Source organism: Fibrella forsythiae, assembly GCF_017353175.1.
GTDB classification, from domain to species: Bacteria; Bacteroidota; Bacteroidia; order Cytophagales; family Spirosomataceae; genus Fibrella; species Fibrella forsythiae.
Genome location: NZ_JAFMYW010000008.1, coordinates 1 through 13,526 on the forward strand (window position 1 = coordinate 1; position 13,526 = coordinate 13,526).

Below are 13,526 nucleotides of genomic sequence, written 5' to 3' on the forward strand. Positions count from 1 at the left end.
TGTAGTTGTTGTTTGAACGGTCGTTCCATTTAGATAGAGCGTTACAACTACGCCAGGAATTGGCGTGTCTCCGGCATCCTGAACGCCATCCCGATTTTTATCATTGAAGACGTAGTCACCCAGTGAAGCAGGTTTGTAGAAACCGGCGTCCACCGTTGGGTTGAACTCATTCGCCGTCAGTGAGTAAACACCAGTTAAGCCACCTATACCAGCATCAGAATCAATGGCATCATTGGTTCCAACATTAGCTGCAGTTGGCTGGAAGCCCGCAGGCTGACCAAAACCAACTACATACGGTGTAGATGGGGTCAGACCGGTGAAGCTATACAGACCATTAGCATCCGTGGTCGTCGTGCCAATGGCTGAACCGCTTGTGTACAAGGTTACCAGCACACCCGGGATCGGCACGTCGCCGGCATCCTGAATACCGTTGGCGTTCTTGTCTTCAAACACGTAGTCGCCCAGACCCGCCGTTGGCTGGTAGAAACCAGCATCAACTGAGGTGTTGTTTTCACCACTTGTTAGTGTCAATCCGGCCGTTAGCCCTGTAATCGGGTCAGCGTCTGAATCAAGAACGTCGCTTCCTATGTTAGCAGACGTTGACTCAAAGCCTGATGGCTTGCCAAATCCTACACTGTAGGTATTCGACGTACCCGGCGTCAGACCTGTAAACGAGTATAGTCCATTTGCATCCGTCAGCGTGGTACCAACCGCACTGCCATTTTGATAGAGCGTTACTAACACACCCGGAATCGGCACATCGCCCGCATCCTGGATACCATCCCGGTTTTTATCGTTAAATACGTAATCACCCAACGAAGCTGGTTTGTAATAGCCAGCATCGAGGGTGGGGTTGTTTTCACCGGGAGCCAGCGTAACTGAGAGGCTACGTCCAGTGAGGGGGTCAGCGTTAGCATCTGAATCTTTCGCTTTGTCGGTGCCCGACAATGGCGTCGTCGTTGTGTATCCAGCCGGCGCCGTAAATCCTACACTGTAACTGATGCTCGTCCCCGGCGTTAGGCCCGTAAATGAATAAAGGCCGTTTGCATCCGTCGTCGTTGTTGCTATTGCCGATCCGTTATCGTACAGAGTTACCAGAACGCCCGGGATCGGCACGTCGCCTGTGTCCTGAATGCCGTTGGCATTCTTGTCTTCAAACACAAAATCGCCTAAGCTGGCCGTCGCCCCTGGGTTAACCAGAATGTTACAGCAATTGCTAACATCGCAACCATTCAGCTTTCCAGTAAACGAAAATATACCGGGTGCCTTAATCGTAAGGTTACCGGCAGCGTCAACACTCGCTTCTGTAGTTGTTCCTGAGATCGGATTACCATTTACTAACCAAGTCACTGCACTAAAACCGGCAGGCTTATCAACCGTGTACTCATCGCCGGCATACCAGGTCAATGGAACAGAGAAGCAGGCGTTGTCATAGTCATCTTCCGCCAAGGAGCCGTTACCCGGAATCGAGTTGGCATCCGTACCGTCCATCGACGCAACCTCGGCGGAGTTGAACGAAACACCTTCGCCATCAACCTTAGCCGAAATTAACAACGTTACTGTTTGACCCGGATTCACCGAGCCGATCGTCCAGCTACCGGTGTAGCTCGTTGTGTTGAAGGTAAACGAACCAACAGACGCTGTAGATGACAGGAACGTTGACAGACCAGCTGTCATCGACTCACTGACCACTACACTGGTTGCCGTAGCAGACCCGGTGTTGGTAACGGCTACCGTATAAGTAATTACGTCACCAAGAGCAGGGGATGCATTACTTATCGATTTCTCGAGTTTAAGATTCACGCCTGATGTTTGCGCAAAAGCGCCTGCCGTCAGGCCTAATAGCAAACAAGTTGCTCCGGCGACTCGTCGGAGCACTGATGCGCTACTCAGGGAAGCTGAACCAGTGTACTTATGCAAAAACGCGAGCAAATAAGCCCAAAAGGAGCTTATTCGGCGTAAGAACTGGTTTTGTAGAAATAGATCATTCATTGCAAGCGGGGGAATTTGTAAGCTGGATAGATTGCCAAACAGAGGATATCTGGATCGTTTATCAGGTGGTTCGGCCCATCTGGGCGGCCTCTCCAGCCGATTGCCCATTACAAGTTGCTCCGAAAACCAGACAGGTTTATGATCAATAGTGATTTGCAGGAATCGTGACGCAAAGGTCCACGTTGCAAGCATACAGCCTAGTTGGAGTACTAACCGTTCGAAAAAGTAGAGCAACTGACCTGTAAGGGCTGGCTGGGTACGTTCATTCCGAAGATTATCCGGGGCTGAATGCGGCTGTTTAAGGCCAGTTTTCAGTGTAGAAGTCACGTTCATCTGCGATGGAATTATAACGATCAATGGGGTACCTCAGCCAACAAAAGCGTACCTCCTGTTATCTGTTGCCCGTGAGAAACTTCACGAACACAGGATAGGATAGAAACTAGGCTATGGTACGCTCTTTTTTCATCTAAAACTATGCCAAAGGCAGCCATGATCCTGGCAAATACCCTTATACACAATGTTACGGGCAAGTGACTCCTGATATGTTGCCGTTTTTCAGAACTGAGAACCTATATGTATTCTCATTTGAGGGCATGCGCGGCTGAAGGCACGGTTAGCTAAAACTATGCCAAACAGCGGTTCACCTAAGCAATAGCACCTAAGCAGTATGGTCCAATCAGACAAAAAAAAACCCCGTAATAACGGGGTTAAATTACTGGACATGTACCAAAAAAAGTTAGAAATCGTATCCTAACGTTACATAAGCGATAGGCTTATTAGTGACTTTGTTCTCAAGGCCCCACGCATAATCAAACTTCACATAATAACCAAGCAGCATCGTGCGTGCCCCAACGCCATAACCAATCAGGAAGGGGTTTTTGAAGTTTGTTAAAGTGACCCGGAAAGGCGTTGGCGGCCCGCCGAAACGCTCGGTATTCAGACTGTTTTCACGACTGAACGGCCCACTTGTTCCGTTCCAGGCGGTACCTATATCGGTGAATCCAACAAATTGAAGATTCCGGAGAAAATTCGACGTGATATTACCGCGATACAGATACCGAATCAGTGGGAAGCGTAACTCTGCGTTGAATAACAAGTGACTGTTGCCCACCAATTTGCCTTGCCGAAAACCGCGTAACGGAGCGGCAAAATCAAGAAAGAATACATCTCTGATATTGTTACGAACCTCAGAAACGAGCAGCGGATTTGTATTTGTTTGTTCTTTCTGGTTATTGATCCAGTTCTCCATTCCCCCAACGGCGCTCTGTTTAGGCGCATCGCCGCCCGATTGACCGTAGGATAACCGCAGGGCAAGAACCAGATCGCGGTGTATATGCTGGTAATGTCTTATATCAGCCGTCAACCGATTGAACGACTCCCCTACGCCACGCAACCCTGTATAGTTTTCGTACTTAAGCTTAAGCCGGGTTCCTTCAATCATATTCATGCCATTGACCTTCGTATTGTCGAAGACCACTTCAGCCCGGGCCCCTGCATAGTCAGACACGGCGTCGGGTTGCCCCTGCCCCTGAAACGACAAATCGATCTGACGCGTCAACGCATAAAAAGGAGACAATGAAAAACGGGTATTCACCGAAATCGGGTAAGAGGCCGTCAGAGAAACTTTGTTGTACCGGAACCGCTGACTAAAATCACCTGCATCTAAAAACAGCGTCTGCCGATCAACGCGGACGCCATAATCGATCCGATATTTCAGATTCTGGTATTCAGCCCATAAGTCACTGTTTTTCAGATTCGTAGTAATAAACAAGCCAGCCTTAACGATATGATTTTCGAGCAGGTCGTTGAGCGCAATATTTTGCACATACCCAAAGCCTCGAATCGGGTCGATGCGCCAGTTTGAACTGGCATCGTTCATAACAAACAAGCCTTTATACGGGAACGGCCCACGCACTGTGACGCTTTCGCGACGACGGTTCCGGAGCAACGGTGCATTCAGGCCTGGAACGGTGGCTTGCGCCGCAGTGGCTGCAGCGCGGCGTTGCCGATACTCAGCCGCTTTCAAAATATCAGGGTCAAACTCATACTGATCCGTATCGACCTCACCAGGCAGTAATGACATCCGCCGAACAACAGGTGGTGCTACCGTTGCCGATATCGCAGGCGTTGTTCTGGCTGTATCACGAACAGCAGTTGCACTATCACGAATGGTAGTGGGTTTCGGAACTGATTTTGCCACCCTCAGCCCCAGGTTAATTGCCCGTTGTGTAGTGGGAAGCGCTGACTCCGACTCGGGCAGTTTCGACCGGAAACCAATGTATAGCGTACCATCCTGAATACTGCTGTAGGCAAAACCGCCATTGGCAGGCAGGTAATCATAGTGCAGAATCCCCGTTGGTAATGCCGTAACTGCCGTTTCAGTTTGCTCATCGATCAGCCGCTTGTAGAGATTACGGATACCCGTTTGCTCGCTGATGTAATACAACACATTCTCGCTGGATGCAATGGGGGCCACAGCCCGGTGCGTTGAATCAGTTAACCGACGAACCGACGTCACGCGTGGATTTCCCTCAATTGTATAGATGCTAAACTGATCACGGATCGACTTGTACGTCCCCTTATCAACATTCAGTGTATCAAGCAACCGGTTCGATGAAAACACGATCTGCCGACCAGACCGACCAATAAACCGGGGATGCAGATCATCGTACAGGTCGTTGGTCAGCTGCTGGTAATTATTGCGGTTCAGGCTGTAGAGAAACAAATCGTTCTGCCCTTTCCGAACGGCGCTAAACACCAGGCTTCCGCCATCAGCCGAAGCGTCCATACTGGTCACCTGCGCCAAGCCGCTAATGGCCTGACTCAGTACCCGCTTCGGGCGCTTTTCCAGATTCCCATATATATATAGGAACGGACGTCCCTTTTCTTCGAGCAAAACAACCAGTTGGTTATCACGCTGCCAGGCCACTAACGGCATGTTCGGCTTGTAGGCCAACCCATCGAGCCGGTAACCGCCCGACATCAGGCTGTATTTCTTTTTTGTGGCCGTGTTCACCACCTCAACGTCGTACTTACCATCACGTACGGTGGTATAGGCAAGCAGTGACTTGTCGGGGCTTAATTTCAGGCTATTTAATTGAACGGGCGTTTTTGAACTGGATAGACTGATCCGGAAATCGTCTGGGTTCGTTTTAAACGCGCCGGCAAATGGAGCCGCCTGGCCGGCGTAATACTCGCGCCAGTCGCGCAGGAACCGGTTATACGGAATGCCTAGTGTGCTCTGAATACTATTTTGCTCATTTCGGATGATCCGGGTGAGGTTCAGGATATTAGAGATATTATCCCGACCATATTTCTGACCAATGTAATTCCAGATCGACTGCCCAACCCGCTCGGCATCCATACCGGTTAATGTCGACGGCTTACGAACGGGATCATTGATAGAGGCGTCGCGCATGTAATCATCCAGCTCGGGGCTCCAGCCTTCGGCTACATAGGCAGCCATACCGGGCATAAACCAGTCGGGCAGGGTTAGCAGCAACGAACTTTGCAGGGCATCTTTCAGGCTACCGCCGTAAAGCATGTCATACACAAAGAGCATCGTGACGTTACGCAGCAGTTCTTTCCGAAAACTGACCTGATCGCCCGAGAAGGCCAGTTCCACCCGCGACTTCGACAAGTCGAGTTCACGACGGGTTAGTTCGCCCAGCGTTGTAACGCCAATATTGCTCTGGGCGAGTTCCTGCGGTGAGTTGTAGAGGAAGATCTTGATCCGGTTGTAGGGGGTGTACCCAAGCAGCTCGGTTATCCGGTCGAAGTCAGATTCAGCATATTGAGCGGCCAGATTTGCCAGCTGCTCACCGTCTTCGTAGAAATAAATCTCGAAGTTCGACGTGCGCACCGTTTTCCAGCCGAACGTGCGGTATTGGATCCGGTTCTTGCCAAATTGTTCGAGCGACGGGTAGTTCTGAGCCACAGCCGACGTACCCAGCCCCAAACACACTAATGAAAGGATATATAACTGACGCATAAGCATCTTGAGAAGGAAACAAGTCAAACAAACTGCACTTTATAACGAATGAAAACGGCTAATATTCACGGCCGGATTGATTTCTTTACCCAATAGCAAATGGTCAGCGAAATCATGAGCAAGATACGGAGCCAATGACACGCCTTTTGTTCCCATTCCACCAAATATACCAACAGCCGGGTACGTTTGATGCCAACCTACAAACGGCCGACGGTCGATCGTTGACGGGCGGATACCGGCCTGCTGGTCAATGACCGTAAACGGAATTTTCAGCAACGCACGAGCCTTCATTTCTAAGAACGACCGGCCTGCATCGGTTGTTTTCCAGTCCAGTTCATGCCACGAATAGGTTGCTCCAATGCGAATTCTCGTCTCCGAGACGGGCATCACAAAAATACCCTGATTGACAATGTTGGTAAGGGGGTAATCGACTACCTCGGCGGTCAGAATTTCGCCTTTCACTACGTTGTAGGGGAGCGCGCTAAAGAAAGCATTTTCCTGCCCATGCGGTCCTTCGCAAAAGATGACGTACCGGTATGTGTTTCCCAGGTACGTTACCGAATCGGGTTCTACAGCCAGGTCTCCGGCAAGTACCTGACCAATCGTAAACTGCTGTTTATCAGAAAAGTAGCCCCGCACGGCTTTGGTAAAAGCGGGCAAATCAACCCAACCAGCCTGCGTGACCTGAATACCGCCAAATGGATTGCTGATCACGGCCGAATACGCGCTTTCGCTGACGGCTGGCTGAAAGTAGGGTTGTAATTCCGGGTCGGCAGCGATGGTCTGGTACAGCGTTCGCTCCTTGGCATCGCGGTAGGGGCGGTACACATCGAGCGACGTAAAGAACGGGGTATTTAGCTGGCTTTCCAGGCCGGTATAGAACCGATGCAGGTACGGAAAGAGCCGATCGGCCTCCCACGTTTTAACGAGTTTCCGGCCCGTCAGCGGATTCACGATACCAGCCGCCACCGTAGACGCCGATGGCAAGGTAGGCGATGATACAATGTGTACCGACAGCCCCCGCCCTTGCAGGGTCAGGGCCAACACCGAACCGGCCACACCCTGCCCAACAATCAGCACATCAGCGCTGCCAATGCTCATGCGCGATTATGGCCAAAATGACCATGCCGGTGCAATTCGGCAATGCGACGGTCGGCGAGTTCAATGACCCATTCAACCTGTTCATCGATCATCATAAACGACGTGTCGAGCAGCACCGCATCGGGGGCCTGAGTAAGAGGACTTTCTGAACGGGTGCTATCGATGTGATCGCGTTTTTCAAGGTTACGGACAATCTCGTCGAGGTTGACCATTTCGCCTTTCTCAAGCAGTTCAACCTGTCTCCGTTTTGCCCGAATAAAGGTATCGGCAGTCATGAACACCTTCACTTCGGCATCGGGGAAAACCTTCGTGCCAATGTCGCGACCGTCCATAACAACGCCGCGTTTCCGGCCCATGCGCTGCTGTTGCGCTACCATGGCCCGGCGTACTTCCACAATGGTGCTTACCTCGCTGACCATATTGGAAATGTACATTTTCCGTATCTCTTCTTCTACGTTGAGGCCATTGAGACAAGTCTCGTTTCTGCCCGTCTTCTCGTTGAAATTGAACGACACGTGCAATTTTTCGAGTGCTTCAGCTACTTCTTTCGGATTCGTGTAGGTAACACGATTCTGGTGAAAGTACAAACTCACCGCCCGGTACATGGCCCCGGTGTCGATGTAGGCGTAACCCATTCGGGCGGCAACGGCTTTAGCCGTGGTGCTCTTCCCGCAGCTCGAATATCCGTCTACGGCAATGATGATTTTCGACATGCAAAAGGGGCTAATGGTCCTGCAAAGAAACCACAATCGGGGCGTTTATGAAAGTTGGTTTTTGCGCGCACGGTACTCTTCGCGCAAGATGGCATAGATATGTTCGTCCAGAAAATGGTTGTTTTTAACGGCTGCTTTCCGGTGAATGGCCTCGTGCCGGAAGTGTGCCCGCTCCAGCACCCGCATCGACCCTTCGTTACCTTCTAACACACAGGCATAGATGCGATTAACTTGTGAATTCTTGAAAATATAATCGACCAGAACCGGCAAAACTTCCGAGATAATGCCCCGCCCCCAGTACTTTTCCGACAGCCAGTAACCAACCTCGGCGTTGAAGCGGTAGATGTCGTCCCGAACAGTGAAACCGACGTTACCAACGGCCTCGCCATCAACTTCAATAGCCAGATTGTTAGGCAGTTGAGACGTTCTGTTTGAACGTACCCACGATGAAGCATCACGAATACTGTAGGGATAGGGAAAAAAGTCGCGCACCCAGTTCCAGATGTTCCGGTTACTGGCATGGCGGGAAAGGGGTTCCTCATCACCTTCGCGCCAGGGGCGAAGCAAGCAGGTGGTTAATTGAAAGTGCGTCAAAAGGCAGTGGATTTTCGCCTAAACTACAAGTTTATCAGGCGAATTAACAACGGTAAAGCCGCTTTGTTGGCATAACCTTATCGTAGCCAGCCATCAACCATTACCCAATAGGCCTGTGCAGATAGCTATACGGCAACTACTCCGTTGCGCAATCGAGTTGGCAACGTACCTGAAACCTGCCTGTGGAACGCCCCAACATAAACCACAGCAAGACGAAAATCCACCGATTTTTACCACTAAAGAGGCGGCAATCCAAGTCAATTTTGTGCATCACTTAAACACATTAGCAGGATGAAACGCAGACAATTTCTGACAGCCAGCATCGCTTCTACCGCGCTGGGCACCGCGGTAACGAACTCCCTTGCCGGACAACCAACGACACCGCCCCCGACAGGATTTATTGTTAAAGCAGGCGAGGCCCGCTTTGGCCAACACACGCCATTTAAAGGCATAAACCCAAACGACCTTAAACTATCGGCGAAAGACACTAACGGAGCCCTGGCGATGTTTGAGTATACCGGCAATGAAAAAACCGGGCCATCGCTTCACGTCCATCTCGATCAGGATGAGACTTTCTACGTTATAGAAGGCACGTATCGGTTTCAGGTTGGTACTGAAACGCTGTTGGCCAGGCCCGGCGATACCATATTTGGGCCCCGCAACGTACCCCACACCTGGATTCAACTATCTGATACAGGGAAACTTGTATATTCGGTGCAGCCTGCCGGAAAGCTGGAAGCCTTTTTTACGCTGATGAGTCAGATGACCAGCCCGCCAACCGCCCAGGAGAGCGAGACCATTCATCGGGCACATGGTATGAAAGTGCTTGGCCCGCCGCTGTCGCTCAAGTAAACCCGACCTGTTTATGCTTGTTCACTACTTTCCGCCCAGCCCTGCTCTGCGTGAATACGTCAGGCTATTTCAGATTGTCCACTTCGTTTTTGATGACAAGACCGTTCTGCCGGTCAAACCGTACTGGCCACGCCCCGAACACTGTCTGGCGTTTTATACCCGTCATACCGAAACGGTCAGGTACGTTGGCAGCGATATTCAGATCGACAAACCCCGGTCGGCACTGATTGGGCAACCGTCTATCGTTACCAATCGGCATGTTGGCCGGGAGTTTTTGCTGTTCCAGGTCGTTTTTCAGCCCGGTGCCCTGTTTCGTCTCACGGGCCTTTTGGCGCATGAACTCACTAACCGTTTTTTGGATGCTGAAACCGTTTTCGGCGCTGAACTTCGGCTGGTAAACGAGCGCCTGAACAGCACCGCCAGCTACACCGAGATGACCAGCATTGTTGAAACGTTTATGTACTATCTGATTGCCAGACGCAGCGCGGCTGTGTCCAGATTCAGCCTCAGGCCCATCGATAAAGTAAGCCGGTTTATGCTGGACAGCCCCAGTCAGGTTTCGCTGGATTGGCTGGCTGGGCAGGCTTGCTTGAGCACCCGGCAGTTTTACGAAAACTTCATGCATCGAACAGGAATCAGCCCCAAACTTTACAGCCGTATCATTCGCTTCGACAGTGCCATGAGAGTCAGTAATGCCCAGCCCAACAAAGATTGGTTAAGCATTGCGCTGGAAGTCGGTTATCACGATTATCAGCACATGGTGCGTGATTTCAGGGAATTCACATCCCTCACCCCTACTGAGTTCTCTCGACAGGAAAGCCAGGCTCCCGAACGTGCCTTCGGTATCGTAGAAAAGTGAGTGATAGAGTAAGCGTTATCCATCACCGGCCCGCCCGAGGGTGAGTATGTACACAGACCCACGTATGAGCTAGTCGGTCTCTTCCAGACTAAACAGCACGTCGACTGGTTTGGCAAATACAGCGGCCAGCTTCAGCGCCAGCACCGTTGAGGGAACGTACCTGCCCGTTTCGATAGAGTTGATCGTTTGTCGGCTAACGCCAATTCGCTCGGCCAATTCGCCCTGCGACAGGTTGGCTTCGGCCCGTGCTACTTTCAGTTTGTTCTTCATGCTGCAACCAGTTGGTCGTTTCTGTAAATCAGCCAGCGAAAGCGCCCTATGAATACCAGTAGCATTGTAAACATGTTGTAGACCATCACGTTGAAGAAGTCAGAATCGTAGAAGAGCAACATAGCGATTGCCAGCACAGCATAATTGGCGTACACGCTCCATTGAAGCGCTTCGAGCCGTAATTGGTTGATCATCTCATCTTCTAACCGTTCTTCCGAAAAAGCAGCGAGTACCAGACCAATGATGGCCCCTATGCCGGCCAGCTCGTTCGTCATATTGTTCTGTGCAATACCGAAGACGGAATCGATCGTACCAAATTTCAACCAACTGATCTCGTAATCAGCATACATAGTAGCCAGCCCCAAAATAGCAGACGGGACAAAAATGATCCAGCCGATTAGCCGAAAGCGATGCGGAAATAGCAAGCGTGTTGTCATGATGATGCAACGTTTGTTTGACAGCACAAGTATCAAGCAAACTTTTCATATTGTCAAGCAAACTTGTCATTTAATTGATAAAGAAAGGGCCTGACAACCTGTATCTGCCAGACCCTTTCGTTTAAGACAGCGAATAGATCTGGTCCATCAGCACCCATTTCTCGCCGGGTTTCGCACCGGGAACGGGTTGCTGGTAGCCCCACATGAGTTGCTCCCAGACCTGCACAGCGGGGTTATCGGCATCCATCTGGGCTTTTCGCCCGAAGGAAAACGTATCGTCGGTTTCCATGATCATGAACAGCCGGTTACCAAACCGGTAAATGTTCATGGCCGTAACACCCGCCTCCCGAATACTGGCCTCAATCTCGGGCCGCGGGTTGGCATGGTATTGTTCATACTCGGCAATCAGCGTCGCGTCGTCTTTAAGGTCAAGGGCAAGGGCGTAGGTCATAATTCAATGAAGTAGCGCATGAGCGAATGATTGGTCTGTTTTATGGATGTAATACGTAAGCAGAACATTCACTCATTCATTAATCTGTTCATTAACAATGTGCCCTTTCCAGCCATACCAGGCGATGACCGTCAGGCAGAACATGGGTACTATGTAGGCTAATTGAATATTGGTTTTGTCGGAGATCCAGCCCATCAGCAATGGGCAGAAAGCGCCGCCGGCAATGGCCATTACCAGGAGCGAAGAGCCTAACTCCCGGTCCTCGTTCAGGCGGTTGATGGCCAATGCGAAGATGGTCGGGAACATGATAGACAGGAAGAACGGGACGGCAAACAGCGCCCATACGGCTACCTCTGAGTGCGATGAGAGCGCTACGGCGAGCAACACCATGCAGATAACGGCATAGATGGTCAGCAGGCGGTTGGGGGCAATGTACCGCATCAGGAACGTACCTGTGAAGCGGCCAATCAGGAAGCCCAGCATGGCGAAACCCAGCAGCTCGGCCGCTGCTTTTTCGGGGATGTCACTGGTGTATTTAGCAAACCGGATAAAGAAACTCGTTACACAGACCTGCGTGCCCACGTAGAAGAACTCGGCACCGATACCGCCAACTAACTGCCGGTGTTTCAAGGCAGTACGCAGGGTCGACACTCGCTCGCTCACATGCGTATGCACAGTTGGTAACTTAATGAACACGAACAGAAGCAGTACAACCAGTACCAGTCCGGCGATGATCAGGTAAGGCATTTTTACCGAGTTTGCTTCGAACTGCAGGTACGTATCCAGTTGCGCTGGTGTCATAGCGGCCAGTTCGCCCTGAGTGTGCTCGATACCGCTCAGAATCAGTTTCCCGCCTATCAACGGGGCCAGGAATGAACCCAGCCCGTTGAACGATTGGCTCAGGTTGAGCCGCGTTGTGGCCGACTCGGGTGGGCCAAGCAAAGTAACATACGGATTGGCTGCTGTTTCCAGAAACGCACAGCCCGACGCAATGATGAACAGCGCGCCCAGAAACAGGCCATAAACCCGGGTATTGGCTGCCGGCACGAACAGTAATGCACCCAGCGCATAGAGAGCCAGCCCCATCAGAATACCCCGCTTATACCCATACTTCTTCATGACCAGCCCAGCCGGAATGGCCATCAGGAAATAGCCCAGATACACGGCCGAATCGATCAGTGCCGATTGTAGATCAGAGAGTTGACATGCTTTTTTCAGGTGAGGAATCAGAATGGGTTCCAGGTTATGAACAAAGGCCCACAGGAAAAACAGGCTCGTCACCAGCGCAAACGCCAGCGTATACGATTCAACCGGAGTACCCGCCGGTTTGGCAGGTGGAGTAACAGGAATTGCAGCCATTGAAAGAGAGTTTAGGAGGTTACTGTTTACCGTTTACTGCTGCTTCGCTCCATGAAGGCTACATACTCAGGCAGCGCAACAGTAAACGGCAAACAGTAAACGGTAAACTTTTTACGAAATTGACCGATCAAGGTGCGTATACCCACCGTCGACGTAGACTAGCTGACCGGTTGTATGACTGGAGGCCGAAGAGAGCAGGAACGCGACGGCATTGCCTAGCTCCGTGGTCGTAGTCATGCGGTGTTCGAGCGGAATCTTGCTCGTAATTTTTTGGAGGGTTTCGTCCGGGTTTGGAAGCGTTTTAATCCAGCGCTCATAGAGTGGTGTCCAGGATTCGGCCACAATCACGGCGTTTACTCGAATACCATATGGCAGCAACTCTACCGCCCATTCACGCGTGAGCGCATTCCGCCCACCGTTCGACGCGGCATAGGCCGATGTGTTTCCCTGACCTGTGGTAGCCACTTTAGAGCCGATGTTCACGATGCTCCCTTTCGATGCTTTCAATGCGGGTAATGCATGGTGCGCCATCAGGAAATAGTGTATCAGGTTCTTATGCAGCGATGACATGAACCCTTCATAACTTCCGTTTTCAAGGCCTACTCCATCATTCTCACCCGCGTTGTTGACCAGCCCGTCAATGCGGCCAAACTGGTTCATTACCTGCTCAACAGCCTGTTTGCAGGCCTCCGGGTTCGTCAGTTCAGCAACGACGCCAAACGCTTTACCCCCAGCCTGTTCAATGTTGGCAACTGTGGCATCATTATTACCTGCGCTACGGCCAACAATTGCCACGATAGCGCCTTCGGCCGCCAGCACCTGACTGATACCTTCGCCAATGCCTCTGGCACCGCCTGTAACGATAATGACTTTGTCTTTTAAGTTGAGATCCATGAATTCAGGATGA

At 51.2% G+C, this 13,526-nt stretch carries 12 protein-coding genes; 2 read left to right on the top strand and 10 right to left on the bottom strand.

The annotated features are described in order from the left end of the window. From J2I46_RS23040 to J2I46_RS23060, 5 genes are all read right to left on the bottom strand, one after another. Positions 1-1,803, bottom strand: a 1,803-nt coding sequence (locus tag J2I46_RS23040) for an SdrD B-like domain-containing protein (RefSeq protein ID WP_207331437.1), incomplete at its 3' end; no start/stop codon positions are given. A gap of 925 nt (positions 1,804-2,728) precedes the next feature. Next, positions 2,729-5,983, bottom strand: a complete 3,255-nt coding sequence (locus J2I46_RS23045) for a hypothetical protein (RefSeq protein WP_207331438.1) — start codon at positions 5,981-5,983, stop codon at positions 2,729-2,731. A 39-nt stretch (positions 5,984-6,022) separates the two neighbouring features. Then, positions 6,023-7,084, bottom strand: coding sequence for an NAD(P)/FAD-dependent oxidoreductase (locus J2I46_RS23050; RefSeq protein WP_207331439.1), 1,062 nt, complete (start codon positions 7,082-7,084; stop codon positions 6,023-6,025). After that, complete coding sequence (gene cmk, locus J2I46_RS23055) at positions 7,081-7,797, bottom strand: (d)CMP kinase (protein ID WP_207331440.1); 717 nt, start codon at positions 7,795-7,797, stop codon at positions 7,081-7,083. Before cmk ends, J2I46_RS23050 begins: the two co-directional genes overlap by 4 nt. Positions 7,798-7,842: 45 nt before the next feature. Then, positions 7,843-8,391, bottom strand: a complete 549-nt coding sequence (locus tag J2I46_RS23060; RefSeq protein ID WP_229379908.1) for a GNAT family N-acetyltransferase — start codon at positions 8,389-8,391, stop codon at positions 7,843-7,845. 291 nt (positions 8,392-8,682) lie between these two features. On the opposite strand from J2I46_RS23060, the gene J2I46_RS23065 reads away from it, so the two are divergent. Further along, positions 8,683-9,243 (top strand): cupin domain-containing protein, encoded by a 561-nt coding sequence (locus J2I46_RS23065; RefSeq protein WP_207331441.1) that lies wholly within the window; start codon positions 8,683-8,685, stop codon positions 9,241-9,243. Positions 9,244-9,256: 13 nt separating this feature from the next. Continuing rightward, a complete protein-coding gene (locus tag J2I46_RS23070) occupies positions 9,257-10,102 on the top strand; it encodes a helix-turn-helix domain-containing protein (RefSeq protein WP_207331442.1) in 846 nt (281 codons plus the stop codon). A 69-nt stretch (positions 10,103-10,171) separates the two neighbouring features. Here the strand turns inward: J2I46_RS23070 and J2I46_RS23075 are convergent, their stop codons facing one another. The 5 genes from J2I46_RS23075 to J2I46_RS23095 form a co-directional block, all read right to left on the bottom strand. Continuing rightward, positions 10,172-10,372, bottom strand: a complete 201-nt coding sequence (locus J2I46_RS23075) for a helix-turn-helix transcriptional regulator (protein WP_207331443.1) — start codon at positions 10,370-10,372, stop codon at positions 10,172-10,174. Continuing rightward, a complete protein-coding gene (locus J2I46_RS23080; protein WP_207331444.1) occupies positions 10,369-10,809 on the bottom strand; it encodes a hypothetical protein in 441 nt (146 codons plus the stop codon). The genes J2I46_RS23075 and J2I46_RS23080 overlap by 4 nt, the downstream gene beginning before the upstream one ends. Before the next feature lie 121 nt (positions 10,810-10,930). Then, the gene (locus J2I46_RS23085; protein WP_207331445.1) at positions 10,931-11,260 is read right to left on the bottom strand and encodes an L-rhamnose mutarotase; all 330 of its coding nucleotides are present in this window, start codon (positions 11,258-11,260) and stop codon (positions 10,931-10,933) included. Positions 11,261-11,332: 72 nt separating this feature from the next. Further along, entirely contained in the window at positions 11,333-12,619 is a 1,287-nt protein-coding gene (fucP, locus tag J2I46_RS23090) for an L-fucose:H+ symporter permease (protein WP_207331446.1), read from the bottom strand. 111 nt (positions 12,620-12,730) lie between these two features. Continuing rightward, a complete protein-coding gene (locus J2I46_RS23095; RefSeq protein ID WP_207331447.1) occupies positions 12,731-13,513 on the bottom strand; it encodes an L-fucose dehydrogenase in 783 nt (260 codons plus the stop codon). Between the last annotated feature and the right edge of the window lie 13 nt (positions 13,514-13,526).